The sequence below is a fragment of the Photobacterium halotolerans DSM 18316 genome, from assembly GCF_000425165.1.
Taxonomy (GTDB): Bacteria; Pseudomonadota; Gammaproteobacteria; order Enterobacterales; family Vibrionaceae; genus Photobacterium; species Photobacterium halotolerans.
On record NZ_AULG01000013.1, the window covers coordinates 1 to 17,956 of the forward strand.

At 47.2% G+C, this 17,956-nt stretch carries 17 protein-coding genes and 1 pseudogene; all 18 read left to right on the forward strand.

The genetic code is table 11. The features are described 5' to 3' along the window. On the forward strand, nucleotides 1-325 hold a 325-nt coding region (locus tag H511_RS0101190), incomplete at its 5' end, for an IS630 family transposase (protein ID WP_027250671.1). Nucleotides 326-388: 63 nt separating this feature from the next. After that, nucleotides 389-2,293 carry a hypothetical protein gene (locus H511_RS0101195; RefSeq protein ID WP_027250672.1) on the forward strand — a complete coding sequence of 635 codons (1,905 nt, stop codon included), beginning with the start codon at nucleotides 389-391 and terminating at the stop codon, nucleotides 2,291-2,293. Nucleotides 2,294-2,666: 373 nt separating this feature from the next. Then, nucleotides 2,667-3,704 (forward strand): annotated as a pseudogene (locus H511_RS22110) (IS256 family transposase); the annotation flags it as partial. A gap of 155 nt (nucleotides 3,705-3,859) precedes the next feature. Beyond that, nucleotides 3,860-4,213, forward strand: a complete 354-nt coding sequence (locus H511_RS24230; protein ID WP_081669148.1) for a RidA family protein — start codon at nucleotides 3,860-3,862, stop codon at nucleotides 4,211-4,213. A 320-nt stretch (nucleotides 4,214-4,533) separates the two neighbouring features. Next, on the forward strand, nucleotides 4,534-5,499 hold the full coding sequence (locus H511_RS0101205) for a LysR family transcriptional regulator (protein ID WP_248616554.1): 966 nt from the start codon (nucleotides 4,534-4,536) through the stop codon (nucleotides 5,497-5,499). A gap of 241 nt (nucleotides 5,500-5,740) precedes the next feature. Continuing rightward, nucleotides 5,741-7,015: a GGDEF domain-containing protein gene (locus H511_RS0101210; protein ID WP_027250674.1), complete on the forward strand. Its 1,275-nt coding sequence runs from the start codon at nucleotides 5,741-5,743 to the stop codon at nucleotides 7,013-7,015. Nucleotides 7,016-7,208: 193 nt separating this feature from the next. Next, nucleotides 7,209-7,418: a Flp family type IVb pilin gene (locus tag H511_RS0101215; protein WP_027250675.1), complete on the forward strand. Its 210-nt coding sequence runs from the start codon at nucleotides 7,209-7,211 to the stop codon at nucleotides 7,416-7,418. A 2-nt stretch (nucleotides 7,419-7,420) separates the two neighbouring features. Beyond that, a complete protein-coding gene (locus tag H511_RS0101220) occupies nucleotides 7,421-7,822 on the forward strand; it encodes a prepilin peptidase (protein ID WP_027250676.1) in 402 nt (133 codons plus the stop codon). After that, nucleotides 7,810-8,289, forward strand: coding sequence for a TadE family protein (locus H511_RS0101225; protein ID WP_027250677.1), 480 nt, complete (start codon nucleotides 7,810-7,812; stop codon nucleotides 8,287-8,289). The genes H511_RS0101220 and H511_RS0101225 overlap by 13 nt, the downstream gene beginning before the upstream one ends. A gap of 64 nt (nucleotides 8,290-8,353) precedes the next feature. Continuing rightward, nucleotides 8,354-9,406 carry a Flp pilus assembly protein CpaB gene (gene cpaB / locus H511_RS0101230; RefSeq protein ID WP_027250678.1) on the forward strand — a complete coding sequence of 351 codons (1,053 nt, stop codon included), beginning with the start codon at nucleotides 8,354-8,356 and terminating at the stop codon, nucleotides 9,404-9,406. A gap of 14 nt (nucleotides 9,407-9,420) precedes the next feature. Then, on the forward strand, nucleotides 9,421-10,578 hold the full coding sequence (locus H511_RS22115; protein ID WP_036758362.1) for a type II and III secretion system protein family protein: 1,158 nt from the start codon (nucleotides 9,421-9,423) through the stop codon (nucleotides 10,576-10,578). A gap of 1 nt (nucleotide 10,579) precedes the next feature. Beyond that, complete coding sequence (locus H511_RS0101240) at nucleotides 10,580-11,683, forward strand: CpaE/TadZ family protein (RefSeq protein ID WP_027250679.1); 1,104 nt, start codon at nucleotides 10,580-10,582, stop codon at nucleotides 11,681-11,683. A gap of 36 nt (nucleotides 11,684-11,719) precedes the next feature. Beyond that, the gene (locus H511_RS22120) at nucleotides 11,720-12,979 is read left to right on the forward strand and encodes a TadA family conjugal transfer-associated ATPase (protein ID WP_248616555.1); all 1,260 of its coding nucleotides are present in this window, start codon (nucleotides 11,720-11,722) and stop codon (nucleotides 12,977-12,979) included. Beyond that, complete coding sequence (locus H511_RS22125; protein WP_051287660.1) at nucleotides 12,976-13,857, forward strand: type II secretion system F family protein; 882 nt, start codon at nucleotides 12,976-12,978, stop codon at nucleotides 13,855-13,857. Before H511_RS22120 ends, H511_RS22125 begins: the two co-directional genes overlap by 4 nt. 63 nt (nucleotides 13,858-13,920) lie before the next feature. After that, nucleotides 13,921-14,817: a type II secretion system F family protein gene (locus H511_RS0101255; protein ID WP_027250680.1), complete on the forward strand. Its 897-nt coding sequence runs from the start codon at nucleotides 13,921-13,923 to the stop codon at nucleotides 14,815-14,817. 59 nt (nucleotides 14,818-14,876) lie between these two features. Beyond that, entirely contained in the window at nucleotides 14,877-15,632 is a 756-nt protein-coding gene (locus tag H511_RS22130) for a tetratricopeptide repeat protein (RefSeq protein WP_051287662.1), read from the forward strand. Continuing rightward, nucleotides 15,632-15,991, forward strand: a complete 360-nt coding sequence (locus tag H511_RS0101265; RefSeq protein WP_027250681.1) for a DUF3613 domain-containing protein — start codon at nucleotides 15,632-15,634, stop codon at nucleotides 15,989-15,991. Before H511_RS22130 ends, H511_RS0101265 begins: the two co-directional genes overlap by 1 nt. A 150-nt stretch (nucleotides 15,992-16,141) precedes the next feature. Continuing rightward, nucleotides 16,142-17,935 carry a pilus assembly protein TadG-related protein gene (locus H511_RS0101270; RefSeq protein ID WP_027250682.1) on the forward strand — a complete coding sequence of 598 codons (1,794 nt, stop codon included), beginning with the start codon at nucleotides 16,142-16,144 and terminating at the stop codon, nucleotides 17,933-17,935. The last annotated feature ends 21 nt before the right edge of the window (nucleotides 17,936-17,956 follow it).

A 17,956-nucleotide genomic window follows, 5' to 3' on the forward strand; every position in this document is an offset into this window, starting at 1 on the left:
CATTACAATGTTGGAACAACTAAAAAGCCAGTATCGTCGAGCCAAAACAATTACACTCATTGTTGATAACTACATCATTCATAAGAGCAAAAAGACCCTGAGTTGGTTGAAAAAAAATCCGAAGTTCGTCCTGATTTTTCAGCCTGTTTATTCTCCTTGGGTAAATAAAATTGAGAAACTCTGGCATGCGTTACACGAGACAATCACACGCAATCACCAATGCAAGACAATGTGGAAACTCCTGCAGCAAGTACGCCACTTCATGGACAATGCGTCACCATTTCCTGGCGGAGGTCATGGTTTACTGAAAGTGAAGCACAATTAGGATCAGTTATTTAGTGATGGTTATGTTTTTCCTTCTTCACAAATGTTAGTTGCTGCAGGAAGGATGCTATGGAATAAAGCAATTATCAATGATGATGGTAAAGTTTCATTAAAAGATGCAACTGTAAATAATAAGTATTACCCAATACATTATTTTTCAGCTGAATCTATTGATCAATTTCAATCCGTTTTTGGTTGTCATATTCCTGAAAATATCGATAAGTCAATCTATCGAAATATATCAATGTCGGCAAAGTTACCTGATAGTGAACAATGGATTGACTTCAATGAATTTTATATTGAGCATAGACAGAGAAAATTATCTCCATTTGATAAAATCAGAATTTTAGTTATAGTCGACAGGGATAAACTGGATCTTGATGATACAACTATTCTCAATTTCCCAATCAATGTTGAAGCAGTGACCGAGCTTGAGAGTCTTGCTAAAACTGAAATGATGTATGATATACCTGCAGAACAGAAGGTGGCGTCAAGTAATACAGGTTATATACGGAAAATATCAAGAAATGAGTTATGTGATCATGAAGTCGAAAAAATCGAAGGTGATAACCTTTGGGGCGTGATAATTGAGCCTTCCTTTTATTATGGTATGCATCAAATATTTGGTACGCGGCCATTGGTAGATTATAACGATAGAACCATGAAAAACCTTTTCTCAAAAAAGGAAGAGGATAATCGCGCAACTATCATTGGCTCAGAAAAATATTTGAAATATTTTTATCAAGTACAGGTACCAGGACGTTCAGAAACAAAGTCAATTGTTTCGCATGTCAAGAAAAAATCAAAATATACATTTGATAGCCATTCCTCTGCACGATTTATATTAACGCTCAATCCAAATAGAGAATATCAGTTCAAGGTTAATAATAAATTGAATGAAAATTTATTAAAATCTGATCATATATTTTACGAACAAGGGTTTTTGAATGATAAATCTAAAGGTGAAAAAGTAAGTTTTGTCAAGGTGTTTGATAATCCCAAAGTTGACTTATATATTGGGCAGCCTAATAAAAAGTTATACCTGCGGGGTGAAGCAGAAATAAATCATGAAGAAAAAGTCCCTAAATTATTAACCCGCTCGTTTCTAAGAGGAGATATTGCTGGTTTTGACTGGAACTTAAGTACGCGACTTTCTGTTATAGTGAGAACGAAGGCAGTTGAAAATTCTCAATCACAATTGAAAACTCAAAAATTTGAAGAGAATTGTATTTTTTTAAAAAATCAAGCTTTAGTGGCACGTAGTGGAATACTGCAAGAAGATTATAAATATGAAATCGATGAATTAAATTGTTTATATAGGATTGGGTATATTGATTATGATGAAAATAATGAACTAGAATTTACTCAAGCACAGTATGAAGATGGTTTACCTAGTCAAGTTGAAATGCTACAAAGTAGATATAAGCGATTGGGTAAAAAGGATTTGGAAAATCTAGCTGTAAGAAACCTATTTCTCAAATTTGAAAAAACTGAAATTTGGGGGAACAGCTTATCCTTGAAATATATCAATATACTGGGTGAAGAGGTCAGCGGTTTAACGCCTATGATTTATCCTGAAAAGCTAGATATCGGTTATGAATTCATGGGAACAAAATCGAATAATTTCGTTAATTTTAAAATATTAATTAATGGTCCTTATAATTCGGGTCTATCTGGTGCTGAATCAAATGAAATCCGCCTACATGGCAGACCAATTGAAGTGCCTTCTGAATGGTACAAACTAAGTGACAAAAAATTAATTGATAATGTTGTTAGAAGAATTGAAACGAATACGGAACACGAAAGTTTAGAGTCTGATTTGCTTGATAAACAAAAAGAATCCGAAGAGTACGGTATACAACCTCATAAAAAAGACTCTTTATATAAATGGGTTAAACTTAATCCTAATGATATAGAAGAGTTAAATTATGAAAGGAAGAAATTGTTGCATAAGTGGATGAATAGCTAGGATTCAACTCTCATGAAGACATCAAAGTCTATTTGATATCTTCTTTTTATTACTTTAGAATATAGCTATTTATATGTTTTCAAAATTGATTGTTGTACTTTTAACATCTCGGAAACCCTATTCTATGAAACATCAACGCTGAAACAGAGAAAAAACTGGGCATGTATTACTGATCATTCGTATTACTCTGAGCTAAAATGAAGGTCACAATGCTCTGACAATGAATACTTAACAAGCAACTGTTTATCAGCAAAATATAAACCCATTCGCATCTCATCGTTCAACATCTTCTTCATAGAGGATTGATACTTAACGGTAGTGTTCAAAGTTTTGTGTCTTTTCCTACACTTCCTAAAAAAGGGAGAGACACATCATGGCTGATAAATACGAAATTGATATCCAGGCATTTGCCAAAGCGCTGCAGTCCGGGCAAAACCTCAATGGCAAGGATGGCCTGCTCACGCCGCTGATCAAGCAGATAACCGAAGCCGCATTGGGAGCAGAGCTGGACGAGCACCTGACGAATGAAATTTCTGCCAACCGCAAGAATGGCACCTCCAGAAAGACGGTCAAAACATCATCTGGTGAATTTGAACTGGAAACGCCGAGAGACCGTAATGGCACGTTCGAACCCCAGACCGTCAAGAAGTATCAGACCCGCCTGACAGATGAGATGGAGGGGAAGATCCTCTCTCTGTTCGCACTTGGTAACAGCTATCAGAACATCCGCGAACACATCTTAGATCTGTACGGCATGAGTATCTCCAACGGCACTATCAACACCATTACCGACCGTTTGGTACCTGAACTCAGAGCATGGCAGGAGCGGGATCTGGAGCCGCTCTACCCCTTCGTCTGGCTGGATGCAATTCACTATAAAATCAAAGAGAACGGTCGCTTCATATCAAAAGCCGTCTACACTATTCTGGGCCTGACCGTTGAGGGTAAAAAAGAGCTGCTGGGGCTGTACTTGTCCGAGAATGAAGGTGCACATTACTGGCTCAGCGTGCTGACCGACCTGCAGAACCGCGGCGTCAAGGACATCCTGATCGCCTCGGTAGACGGCCTGAAAGGCTTCCCGGAAGCGATTGAAACCATCTACCCTGAGACAGAGGTGCAGATCTGCGTCATTCACCAGATCCGCAACTCCATGAAGTACGTTGCGAGCAAGAACCAGAAGGCTTTCATGGCGGATCTCAAGTGTGTCTACAAGGCCGCAACGCAAAATGCTGCTGAGCAGGCGCTGGACGAGCTGGAAACAAAATGGGGTAAGCAGTACCCGTTGGTCATCAAATCCTGGCGCAGCAAGTGGGACAATCTGTCGGTATACTTCAAGTATCCCGAGCAGATCCGGCGGGCCATCTACACCACCAATGCGGTTGAGGCGGTGCACCGTCAGTTCAGCAAGCTGGTTTCGTTGGCGAAGCCGCCCTTGGTTTTAGTCAGTTGTCGGAGCTGGTGGTCAACCGCTTGCGGACGAACAATTAAAAAAACAGCATCTTCGATTGATTCATCGCGGCAGAAAACATACATTGTTGGGCTTTTCACGTCAGTTAAGGAATTAAAATGGATATTCAGCGAATTAACCCAACAAAACGTTGGTCTGATGTCACTGTGTTCAATGGTATTGCTCACTTTGTCGAAGTCCCTGAATCTGATACCAGTGCTGATATTACGGGTCAGGCAGAACAGGTTTTTGCTCAGGCAGAAGCCATGCTGGCAAGCGTGGGCAGTGATCAGTCCCGTATTTTGTCTGTCACTATTTATATTACCGACTGGGCTAACCTTGCTGCTTTCAACGCCGCCTGGGACGCCTGGCTGCCAGAAGGCGCTGCGCCAAGCCGCGCCTGCGTGAAAGTTGAACTGGCTGATCCGGATTACCTGGTAGAGATTGCTTTTGTTGCCGCTGCCGGTAAATAGAGAATCTATTGCCATCATTTTTGTAAATGGTGGCAATTTCCCCTCCGCTTTTTGTCTTCATGATTGCTGACACGGCTACCTTTCCGATTTAGCCGCTTTGTTTGTTATTTCACTTACTTATCTTGCCACCTGTTTCTTAAACACTGTAACAAGCAGAGTAAAACTGATAGTTTTGCTGATTAGGAATGTTAACTTGTCAGTTATGCCCTTAGGTTATTTTTGGCGTATTGTTGCGCTTGCATTTGTTCTGAACTTTTGGTCGTAAGTCGGTTTGGCAAGCAGTTAACAGGTTTCTCTGCGGGATCTCTGTTGGATAAAGGATGGCTACATTGAAAGGATTGGGTTTTGATCTTCGCTCGTTAGAAGTCTTTGTTGCTACCGCGCAGTCAGGCAACATGACGATGGCGGCTAACCAACTGGGCCTCACACAGTCCTCCGTTTCTCAGACACTCTCCTCTCTTGAGCACAATCTTAAAGTGACGCTGCTGGACAGAAGCGTTCGCCCGGTTGAGCTGACCGTCGCCGGACGCTATTTTTATGATCAGTCATGCCATTTGCTTGCTGAAGCAGAAAAAACACACGGCGTGATGACGAAAAGCAGTTTTCAGAAACTGCATTTATTACGCATTGCCATGGTTGATTCACTGGCCACCTCGTTAGGACAGCCTCTGGTTGAGGTGATTAAACGGCATACAGAAAACTGGACGATCAATACTGGCCGTTCTCACATGCATGCCCAGGCGCTGCTTTCACGCAACGTTGATATTATTATTTCTGACGATGCGCTGGAAAATAACGAGCACCTCAGCCGCTACCGCCTGTTACGCGAACCTTTTGTTCTGGTTATGCCAAGCCAGTTCGCCGGTCAGTATCAGGGATTACAGCAAGTCGCAAAGCAGCTTGATTTTGTCCGCTATTCTAATGACTCGCTGATAGGCGTGACGATTGAACGCTACTTACGCCGACTGGCTATGAACGTGCCGGTGAGAATGCAGCTGGATAATACCTTTGCCGTGTTATCCAGTGTGGCAGCCGGGCTTGGCTGGACAATCACGACACCGCTTTGTATGTTCCAGTACGGGCTGACCAATGAAAAACTCACCTGCCTCCCCCTTCCCCGCGAAGAACCCTTTTATCGCAATCTGACACTGGTTTGTCGTCACAACGAGTTGGGAAACCTGCCGCATATTCTGGCGGAAGACAGCCGTCAAATTATTAACGAACGATTTTTTCCTCAGATTCGGGATGCTTTGCCCTGGCTGGATACAGAACTGTATGCCGGTTAAAAGCCGGCTACTGTTTGATTCTAAATAGAATAAGTGTGATTCCCACCCAGCATATAAAACAATTGCCGCATTCTATTTTGGTAATTATCAACAGCGTAGACTAGGTTGAACTTATCGATAGCGGCAAAAAAATACCAAAGTGATCTGAGTACAAATAATCAATCACAACCGCTATCGGGTGAAACGGGTCTGATATTTCAGAGGTTATCGCAGCAGACACAAATGGAAGTGTGTACCTATCATGAATTCGCTGGAATTTTTTCTGAGTTCTGTCTTAAACGGCATTGGTAGTCTGTCCGATATCATTTCGGCATCGGGAGATCTATTTTCACTTCATGTCAATTTTCCTTTCTTCTGGCTGGTACTGACAGGTTTGGTACTGGCTGCATTGCTGCTGTCTGTTGTCAGCCTGCTGTGGAAGCAGCACAGCCGTCGTTCCCGTGTTCACCGTGAGCTTGCCCGTGCCAATCAAAGAATGAGCCTGGCAACCTCAGTGGCGGGCATTGGTGTCTGGGAATGGGACGTGAATGCCGACACCTTGCAATGGAGCCCTTATCTGTATGATCTCTATGGTATTCGCGTCGGCAGTAAGCTGGCATTGAGTGACTGGATGTCGCGTTTGAAAAGTGGTGATGGCGACAAGGTGATCCGCTTGAAACAGATCGCGGGTAAAAACAAGCAGCAGACGCTGCTTATCGACATGATTGATCCGCTGGACGGGCAACCCAGAGTGCTGGAGTTGGTGGTGCAGGGGTTAGTCAATGACGCATCTCGCCTGATTGGCACACAGCGGGATATTTCGGATGTCATTGAACGGCAGCGCCAAATGGAACAGGCCGCTTTGCAGGACAAGCTGACAGGCTTGCCAAACACTCGGGCGCTTAACCGAGTGCTCAAAGCCGCCTTTTCTGCGCCGGACGTAGAGAACAAAGTGTTCGGACTCATGTTTATCGATCTGGATGGTTTTAAGCAGGTCAATGACACTCTCGGCCATGATGTGGGTGATGCCTTGCTGCAGCACGCTTCCAAGCGGATGCGGGGATGTCTCAGGGTGGAAGATGAAGTCTTTCGCCTTGGCGGCGACGAATTTGTTGTCTGGGTGCCACTGGGTGAATACGCAGTAAAGATCAATAAGCCCGCCAAAGATATTGTCTTTGATGAAGATGAGTCTGAGCGCCGCGATCCCTCCATTCTTACCTGGGGGGATAACGATGAAGAGCTGACGTTCAGAATGGAAACCATTGCTGAAAAATTGCTGCACACTCTGACCGTGCCTTTTAATTTTGGTGACAACCAGTGCCGCGTTTCGGCCAGTATCGGGATCGCCCGATACCCGGTTCATGCGAAAGATGCGCAGACACTGCTTAAGCGGGCGGATTCAGCCATGTACCAGGCTAAGCGTCAGGGCAAACGCCAGTTTGCTCACTATGACCCTGCACCCGCACAGAGCGATGAAATTTGGCAACAGACTGATATTGCAGAGAAAGAGCCAGGCAACAAGCAGGCTATGGGGTAGGGTTGATGTGTCAGCTTATTGACGACTTACATTTTATTAAGTCGGTATCAGATAAAAAACACAGTGCTTATGAAAAAAAAGTTCAAGTAACACAATAATTTTTTCACACAAAATTTGTACAGAATCTAATATTTGAGACAGAGAAGAGAAAAACTATTCTACAAGAATGCTTAACCAAAGTGAGGGATGTTCCATGAAGTATTTAGTATTAGCCTGGATTCACACAACAAACTTTATTCAGCGTCTGATCAAAGAAGAAAAGGGTGCCTCAGCGATTGAGTATGTGTTGATCGCGGCAGTGATTGTTGGTGCAGTGAGTTTACTAAATTTGGATGGTGTTATTGCTGGTGCGGGTACACTATTAAATAACACAGTGGTATCAGCTGGTGTAACCCCTGAGTAACAATGAAAGAGATTGTACTGGTTTCTTTTCTTTTTATATTCTCATTAGTAGATTATAGAAGAATGAAAGTGCCAAATTGGATGCTGTTGGTATTCTTTATTGTTGTCAGCCTTTGTTTTTTTTATCCAGAAAATAGAGGGTGGACAGCAATAGATGTAAACTCAATGATATTGATTTGTTCCCTAACTTTTCCAGGGTTATATTTTTCGGTTTTTGGTGCATCTGACGTGAAAATACTGTTAATCATGGCACTAATATTGTCTTTCACTCAGATGCTGGATGTTCTTTTATATTCATTTGTCTGCTTCGCAGTGTACTGGTGGTTGTTTGCCCGTGGCCAGAAAGAAGCTCCCTTTGTACCAAGCTTGCTGGTTGGGGTGGTTGTATCGTTATGGATTCTATAAGAAAGAAGTGCTTCAGGATCAAGCGGATAAAGCAGCAGGGCTCTGCTGCCCTGGAAACCATCTTTCTTCTGCCTGTTGTGCTGATGATTTTTTATGCCGTTGCCCAGTACAGCCTTATTTTTGTTTCCATTCAGATGCTGAATTATGTTTCAGAAGAAGCGCTTCGCAAGAGTATTTCCTATGTGGATGAGAATTGTTACTACGGCGGTGCTTGCGACAGCAGCGAACTGGAAGATCATATTGAGCAATCTGCAGAGTCATTAATAAAAAACTATACCGGATCAAATTCAGGCAGAGGCTCACTCTTCGGGCAGAGCCTGGATGATAACCTTTCAATCAATATCGATTCAGATACATTTTGCTGTAAAGTCACCATCATCTATAACTATAAGAACAAACCATTCTTACCGTCTTTCGGTTTGCCTGTTCCGGACGAATTAAAATCGACTGCAATATTAAATTTATAGAAATGCGCTTTGTTAGCATTTCTTAAACTATGCTGTCAGACAGCGAGAGTAGAGTGAGGGTAAAATGCAGGGACGCACGTTAAAAATTGCCGCTGCCGTCTTATTGGTAATGGCGCTCTTAATTGGCTGGTACGGGGTTACCCTGAGTGGCCGCACCTCAACGCAAGCCTCATCGCCAGCGGTTTCCGTTTCTAAGCCTGTGGTGACTGTCTGGGCATTCGCTAATGATGTACCGAAACAGGCTGTGTTGACCGAAGATATGCTGGTCGCCACACAAGTGACCGATGCCACCGCCGAAGACATTCGCGACTATTCTCCCTTTATCGGCAGGCAGTTGAAATTGTCTGTTGTGAAAGGAACCCGCCTCAAATCAGCGCTGTTGCTGGGCCAGTTACCCATTGCACAGTCTCTGCCTCAGGGATACCGCGCGATTGCAATTCAAGCCAGCGAACTGACCACAGTCGGCGGCCATGTTCATCCCGGGTATCGGGTGGATGTGATTTACCTGCTCCGCGCTAATAAAGAATCGGGCGACAACAGTACTGCCCGGCGCATTCTGAGTAATGTAGAAGTGCTGGCTGTCGGGGATCAACTCAACTTCGACGGCAAAAAAACAGAGAAGCAAATCAACGATAAGGCCAGAACTGTCGTGCTGGCCGTTCCCGCCACAGATACGCCTCAGCTATTGCTGGCTGAAACCACGGGGCAGCTCAGACTGGCGGTGGTAGGCACCCAGGAGCTGGCGCCGGCCGTTGACTCAGCCACCGACACAGAGAGCATGATGGCTTACTCGCCGGTTCCTGATCAGCCACTTGGTGCCAATCAAAAAGCGGGCGTTATCCAGGCGCCTAAAGTCATTGTTTCTTCGCAGAAAACAGCCAGTACCTCACAGGGTGCGCCTGCTGTAATGATGACAGCACCCAGCCATTCAACGGTCAAAGAGCCTGAAGATGTTAAACAGGACGACAGTTATGTCATCTCATTAAAAACACTGGGTGGCTACCGCGAAGCAGAAGTGGAAGTGAAAAAACCGACTCCGGTGAAATACCGTTACGTTGCACCTCGGGTTGAGGTGTATCAGGGCGAGAACCGAACTCTGGTTCGCACCAGTCACTGACAGGGAGAGAGTGAATGCTGCGTTTTGTTAATGGATTATGTTTGTTGGTGGGTTTAAGCCTGAGTTTGTCCGTCAATGCTCGTGATTTTCAACTGGATGTGGGTCAGCAAGTGACTGTCCATTCCGGAAAACGCATTCAGCGGGCAGCCATTGGCGAACCCTCTGTGGCGGGCGTCAAAGTATTGAGTACCTCTGAGTTACTGGTGACAGGTAAACAGACAGGGTCGACTTCTCTTTTGATTTGGGAGCAGGGAGCTTATGAGCCCGTTCGCCACCGTATTTCTGTCAATCCCGGCGATGTTGCGACATCCAATATTCAGGTGCAGACAGACATCAAAGTGGTTGAAGTCAGTAAAAGTGCGCTCAAGGAAGCCGGCTTCTTTTTCGGTAAACAGGGCACTGGCGGTACGTTTTGGGGCATTGGCAATTCAAGCGCGATCACTGGCGCTTCGTTCAATGGTTTTCGTGGCAGCTTCTTATCCAGTGGCGATGCGTTCAATCTGGTGATCGGCAATGTGACGGATCATTTTCTCGGCACAGTGAGTGCGCTGGACAGCAACGGCTTTGCCTACACGCTGGCCGAACCCAGCCTGGTGACTATGTCCGGCCACACGGCGACCTTTCTGGCCGGTGGGGAATTTCCGTATCCGAAAAGCACCAGTGATGATGACATCAGCATTGAGTTTAAAGAATTTGGGGTTCGTCTGAATCTGACGCCGACTGTGATGTCGGGCGATCGCATCATGCTGAAAGTGGCCCCTGAAGTGAGTGAGCTGAACTATGCCCAGGGTGTACAGGCCTCCGGTGTGATAGTGCCGGGACTGTCAGTACGCCGCACAGACACCACAGTCCAGCTGGGCAATGGCGAAAGCTTTGTGATCAGCGGGCTGGTCAGCCGCAGCACTATCAAAAATGCCAACCGTTTTCCGGGATTGGGTGATATTCCTATTCTTGGCGCTTTTTTCCGCTCAACCCGGTTAGAGGACAATGACAAAGAACTCATGATGGTCGTTACGCCTCATCTGGTGAAACCCTTTGCCAGTAATGCGCCACTACCACCGTTACCGGGCGAAATGTATCGTCAGTTTAAACCCAACTTTTTCGAATTAATTTTTCTGGATGCTGAACCCAGAGAACTACCCGTAAAAATGGGTTTTGCAGGGGAGGGTTAAGATGCAGCTTATGGCCTATACGGCGGATCATCACGCCAAACTGGATGTGTCAGAAGCGATCCCGGAAGGGTGTACGCTGACATGGATAGAGGATGCGTCTCATCTTAGCTCTAACCTGGCCTGGAAACAGACGCGTATTCTGATCTTAGTGGCCTCTGACTGGCCAATGTCCGATATCGATAGTCTGATGGACAACTTTGCGCCCCGGCATGTCATTCTGGTGGATCTGACACCAGAGGCGCACTGGCATGGCATTCAGCAAAACCAGCAGGTACGCAAACACCTTCACTGGTGTGAGCTGGAAGGACTGACAGATCTGATCATTCACCTGACGCAGATGACGTCTTTTGACGCCACGTCGCGTTTAGCGCTGCTATCACCGCGTAACGATTGTGATGGTGCGTTACTGGCTATAGCCACAGCGTCACAACTGCAACGAAAGCACAAACAGCCTGTACTGTTATTGGATCTGGGGCGACCTTACAGCGATGTCTCATCTTATTTGGGCAGCGGTGACCGTATTGATTTTCTCACCTTGCTAGAGAAGAAAGATTACCTCAGTGCGCAGTGGCTGGGTGAGCAAGAGTTGGACGCCGGAGCTGGCATTCATGTTATCGGCATGCCGGATTCGGACAATTACAGTGCTGTGACGATGGAAGCGCTGGTGGAAGTGATGGACCTGCTGGAGGATATGTACAGCAATATCATTATTAATCTCACCGGTATGCCACCCAGTCCTTTGCTGTTTTTCATGGTCAATCGCTGCGATCAGCATTGGCTGCTGGCCGATCAGAAAAACGTCAGTCTGAAAAGCGCCTGCGATCTGGCTGAATTACTTTATCTCCAGGGGATCAGGCCGGGCAGCGTGAATTTAGTGCTGGCGCCTTTTTCCCCTGAAGTGATGCCGGGAAAAGAGATGATTCAGAATCAGCTCCCCATCTTAGTTCGCGGCGATTTGCCGTACACCTATGCAGTCATCACTGACATCAATGCTAACGCACTGTTTCCGCCCAGCGGTGAGTTCAGGTTGTACATGAAGGCGGTTGAGAAATTGCTCTGGCTGTCGACAGAAAAATCACGCTGGCAGTTTTCTCTGGGCTGGTAAGAATTCTTGGGTGATTTCTCAAATCAAGGAGTCGGTATGGGAAATGAAATGGTGTGGCCAAGCAGGGAATTGGTGATACAGCAGGAAGAATCGACGCTGGCTCTGAAAGCGGAATTACACCGCTACATCATAGAGCAGCTGGAAGAAGATGGCCTGATGTTTGAGATGGAACGTCAGGAAATGCAGCCACATGTTCATGATTATGTTCGCCAGTATTTTCAACAGCATAAGGAACTGAATCAACATCTGAACATGCAGGAACTGGTCACAGAACTGATGGATGAAATCGTCGGTTTTGGCCCGTTACAGAACCTGCTGGATGACCCAAACATCGACGATATTCTGATTAACGGCCCGAAAAATATCTACGTTGAGCGAAGTGGTCAGTTAAGCCGGATTTCCCTGAGATTCATGAATGATCAGCATGTTTTGCGGGTGATTCGCCGTATGATTTCACCAATTGGCCGGCGAATTGATGAATCCAACCCTATGGTGGATGCCCGTTTGCCTGACGGCAGCCGGATCAATGCGGTGATCCCGCCCTTGTCTATTGATGGCCCTTGTCTGTCGATCCGGAAATTTAAAAAGGAAGGTCTGACGGCGGATACCTTAATTCAAAATGGCGCCATGAGCGTTGCCATGCATCAGTTGCTGAGAAGCTGTGCGAAATCGCGTTTTAATATTCTGATCAGTGGTTCAACGGGGTCTGGTAAAACCACCTTGCTCAATATTCTCAGCCAGTACATCAATACCGGCGAACGTATTGTAACCATTGAAGATGCCGCCGAACTGCAGCTCAGAAACGGGCATGTTGTCCGTCTGGAAACCCGTCCGCCGAACTCAGAGGGCCATGGCGAAGTTACCGCCAGAGACTTGCTTAAAAATGCCCTGCGGATGCGGCCTGATCGCATCATTCTGGGTGAAAGCCGTGGTGGCGAAGTGCTGGATATGTTGCAGGCGATGAACACAGGCCACCAAGGGTCGATGAGTACCCTGCATGCTAACTCGCCGCGCGATGCGCTGGTGCGACTGGAAATGATGGTCACACTGGCCGGTTTCACCTCTACCGAATCGCTGATTAAACAAATTATTGCCACTGCGCTGGATATGATTGTTCAGGTTTCACGCCTGCCAAACGGTAAGCGGGTCATTACTCACATTGTTGAAGTTCAGGACGTGGCGGACGATCAGATCCGTATTCAGGAACTGTATAAATACAACCAGCAAACGGAAGATTTCCTGCCCGTTGATGCTATGTCAGTCCACCTGCGTAAAAAGCTGGAGGAGGGGCTATGAACAGCGCGATCTTTATCGCGGTAGTATTGCTGTTTGCCAGCTGCGTATTGATGGTGATTGCCACCAGGCGCCCCAAAGCTGCGACAGAAAAAGCTGCCACAGAGAAAGCCCGGAAACAGGGCGCAGACGAACGGCCTGTACAGCGTAAGGATCGCATGCTGGAAAACTGGCAGCGACTGGGGTTGAGCACATCGGCTTACATGCTGGTGGTGTATGCAGCTTGCCTGTTGTGCGGGCCTTTCGTGCTGGCGCGCCTGTCCGGTATTGGCGGGCTGGGCATTGGGTTGCTTGTTTCTGTGGGGCTTATTCTGCTGCTGGGGCAGATCCGAAAAAGCAATAAACGCCGGAGGATTCTTCAGCAGCTACCTGGTTTTATTGATCACCTCAATCGTCGTGTACATGTAGGTATGTCACTTAATAAAGCGGTCGAGCAGGTGCTGCCAGCGATGAATAATCCTTTACACCGTGTTGCCCAACGGGCGGTTCAGCGCACCAGTCTGGGCACAGAGCTTTATGACTCCTTTTATAAAGAAGCAAAAATAACCGGTGTACAGGAATTTGCGCTGCTTGGCTCTGTGTTTAAGGTGAATCATCAGTTTGGCGGCAGCGTGACGGCGGCATTAGAGAATTTGGTTGAGCTGCTGCATCAGCAGGAACGCAGCCAGCGGGAACTGAAGTCAATGACAGGGGAAACCCGGGTGACAGCCTGGGTGATGGGGTTAGCACCGACGGCCATGGCAATTTATATGCTGGTGTCTAATCCTCAGCAGTTGTTGTCTATGTGGGCCGATGAGTCAGGCCGGCAGGCGCTGATGCTGGGCATTGGGGCGCAGGTACTGGGCGCTTTGGTGTTGTGGCGCATGGTTCGGTCGTTATAAGGCGGTTTGGCTGGGTTCATGCCGCCAGTGTCAGTGATACAGAAGTACAGGTAGGGAAACACAATGACAGTCACCGCTTATTTGATCATTGCCAGTTTATTGCTCACTGCAGGCGGGGCCGGTTTGATGTACTGGTCAGTCAAATTACAAAAAGCACGCAGTGTAGAGCAAAACCTTGCCAAATCGCTGGGTAAGACACCCGGTGAGCGTGTGATTCAAACTGGCCAGATGCTGTGGGGCAAAACCAAGCGGCGCAATGCTTCATTTCTGAGCGAGATTCTTGAGATGATGCGCAAAGCCGGATACATCTCCAACCGCGAGCAGACACTGGCCGTGTTCAGAATGGCTGCCGTGTGGTGTGCCGTTCAGCTGGTATTTGCCAGCCAGCTTATCCAGGCTGATGCCTCGGTGAACAATAAAATCAGCTTGGTGTTTATCAGTGCGCTCGGCACGGCTTATCTCACTATTCAATGGCTTAAGAAAAAAGCCGCCAAGCGCACCCGGATTATTGATGAAGAAATGATCATCGGCCTGCAGGTCATGAAAATTTTGTGGGATGTCGGTTTGTCGCTGGAGAGTTTGTTGCGCACCCTGACCCGTGAATTATCGGAATTGACCCCAGAACTGAACAAGGAACTGAAGCTGGTACTCAGCAAAATTGAAGCGGGCCAGGAACGTTCCTCTGCTTTCAGCGAAGTGGCCAGTGTGAATGATTCCACCGGCATGCAGGATTTGCTAACCATGCTGGCGCAGGTATCTGAAACCGGCGGCAATATGTCGGCTTCGCTGAATCAGTTATCTCAGTTGTTACAGGACAGACGACGTACTCAATTGCAGGAAAAAGTCACCAAGCTGTCGGGGAAAATGTCGGTGGTCATGATGGTGTTCCTGTTTCCGGCGCTGTTTGTCGTGCTAGCCGGACCGGGGTTCATGGCACTCATCAAGGCGATTGGCAGTTGATGCCTTCTGCCATTAACGTGCGGCGGTAAAGTAACACTAAGAATGACAAGGATGTGGATATGAAAAGTCAGTTTAGCAACAGATTTATCAGGCATTACCGCTATTGGGCAGGTGGCCTGCTGGCAATAACACTGACAGCTTGCTCCGGTTCGCCTCAGGAAGAAACGGCCCAGCAAACGGCAAACAAGGCCGTACAGTCTGGCGCTTGTGGTGAAACACTGATCGCCAAAGACGGTATGAAGCTGTCGATGGTGAAACAGCAAATGGATCAAGGCCAGTATTATCTGGCACTGGCGGCTTTGGATGACTTGGATGAGGATGGCCTGAGCGTGAAAATCATGCGTGCTAACAGCTACCGCAAACTGGGTAAATGGGATGAAGCGTCCGCTTTATATAAAGAAATGCTGAACACCTGCCTTGCGGGCAGTGCGTATCACGGCCTGGGTTTGATAGCTTCGTATCAGGGCAATATGCAGGACGCCATGAAGTGGATGGAAAAAGCGGCCAAAGCCGCCCCGGTTGAAGCCGATGTCCGCAATGATCTTGGCTTTTTGCTGCTGGTAACAGGGCAGGATCAGAAAGCCAGAGATGAATTGTTAACCGCGCTGGAACTGAATCCGTCGCATCCGAATGCGGCGAAAAATCTGTGGTTTGTTTTATTGAAAACCAACCAGAAACAAGCGGCTGCGACGCTGGCTTCCCGGTTTGAATGGGACTATGCCGATCAGCAGGAAATGATGGATGCCATTACTGCCTTCAGGCCGTTGCAGCTGGATCCTTCTCAATCGGGCAAAGAAAGTACAGGAGCTTTGTGATGAAAAGGACATACACCTCTTTGATTACTGCGATGGCGTTTGCGCTTGCAGGCACTGCCGCGCCGGTTATGGCAGAAACAATACCGACGCAGGCCGCAGAAACACCTTCAGCGACAGAAGCGGGAAAAATCAGTGCGTATCCTGCAACCACTACAGCGCAGTTAAAACCTGTGATGAAAAGTGAGCGCAAGAACATGACTCAGCTCTGGCTGAATATGCAGACGCGCGGCCAAATGGCAACATCCCAGACCGATACCCTGACGCCGGAAGCCGCGAAGGCAACCCAAGAGCGTATGCAGCAAAGCTTCAGCCACCCGATTCCGGATAAATTTATTAAAGACAACTTTGGTGGCAGTTAATGGTGAGCTAAACGCCAGATATCCGCGCATGACTTGTCGTTCCCGCGCCGGCGGGAATCCAGGTTACGGAACATGACGCTGATCCATCAGCACTGGCGACACACTGAGTCATCAGTGTTATCACTTACCGTCGCCCTGAGGAGCTAGGATATGTTGAGTCCATCAAGATCACCTGGTCGTTTTGCCCGGAGATCCCGCCAGCGCGGCGCGGTCGGGATCGGTCTGATTTTACTCATGATCAGCATGGTGCTGTTTCTGGCGATGGCCGTCGACACCGGCCGCCTGTATATGGAAAAACGCAAGCTCCAGAAACAGGCCGATTTGGCGGCACTCAGTTTAGGGCGAAGTGCCTGCTATATCGATGGAATCAACAATAAAGATGCCCTGGAGACACTGGTAAAACAGAATCTGGCAGCCAATGGCTTTGATACCTCAGCATCCAACCCCACCATTGAATTTGGTGCCGCGCAGATTACCGGCAACCAGTGGCAATTCGAACCGGCGAGCACGGCCGTCAAAAGTGCTGGCAGAGTCACCATCAGTAAAACCGTGCCCGGCAGTTTGATTTCGCAGCTGTATAACCCCAATGATGTCACTTTGAGTGCGTCGGCGGCGGTGTATAAACGCATGTCGGTTGGGTTTGGGGTGGGGTCCAGGACTATAGATGTTGATTTGACGAACTCAGTACTGGGGGCCGCTTTAGGAGGCAGTCTTTCTGTTGTTTCCTATCAGGGTTTGGCCGATACAAAAGTCCGTTTGGGTGGACTGCTTAGTGCATTGAATGATATGGGGTTACTGGCAGTAGATTTGACGGCTGGTACTTTGGATGAGGTGTTAGATACTCAGTTAACAATTGCGCAGTTTATTGAAGCCAACATTCTTGCAGTCAGTGATTATGCCGTGCTGGATGCTGATGTTTTACCAGCGTTACATCAGCTGGAGAGTATGCCTGAAGTGTCTGCATTGTATCTTACCCTTTCGGACATTATAAAATTGGCAGCTGGCGCAAATGAGGAAATGAATGACGAAATTCGCCGTGCTGCGTTAGCCAGCCAAATAGCATTGTTTGATTTGGTTTCCGGGGCCATTTATGCAGCGAATAAAGATAATTTTCTCTTAATTCCTAACCTCGCAGTCGATTTGGGTGTGGCTGGCCTTGTTGTTGCGCTAAAAGTGACAGAGCCACCTCAGTTTACTATGGGAGTGTTACCGGCGAGTGCAGAGGATGGTTTTGTCACTTCAGTGACCACCTCTCAGGTTGAGTTAAAGTTGAAAGCCACGCTTTTGGGAGGAGGGTTAGATCTGGGCGTGTTAGTGTTAAATGTTGGTACTATTGGCGTAAGTGCTGAAGTTGCGAAAGCCGAAACTCGTCTATTAGATGCCAATGGTTGTCAGTTTTCCGGCGGAAACGGTATGACTATGGCCTTTGCGACCAAACCCTCGGTTGCGCTTTTAAAGGTAGGTGATGGTGGTCCGCCAAATGATGCCACTGACTTTGGTGACGTTTCTCAGCCCATTCGCATAGGTGCTTATGTCAATATTCTTCTTGGTACGGTACCTGTGGAAATTGATATATCAGCAAATGTGCCCGTTTCTGCATCAGATTTTATCGAACATAGTAATACAGTAGACCCAATGCTTGAGCTCCCGCAACTGGTGGGAAGTGTCAGCCCCCCAATTGGAACAACGCTGAGCGACACCCTGAATAACATTGAACTGGATGCTGAGTTAAATGTGGCTAATCTAGGGTTGCTTAACGGAGTGCTGAACATTGTGCTTGGATTACTGACAAATACTGTTTTACCTTTAGTCGCGTCGTTATTGAATTCGCTGTTATTGTCGGTGCTGGATCCACTGTTATCGCAAGTTCTTGGCATCCAAGTCGGCACAGCCGACGTATTCGTCACCTCAATTGATGTGGATGGAGGTGGTTTGATTCAGTGATGACCTGTGTCAGTTAGGTTT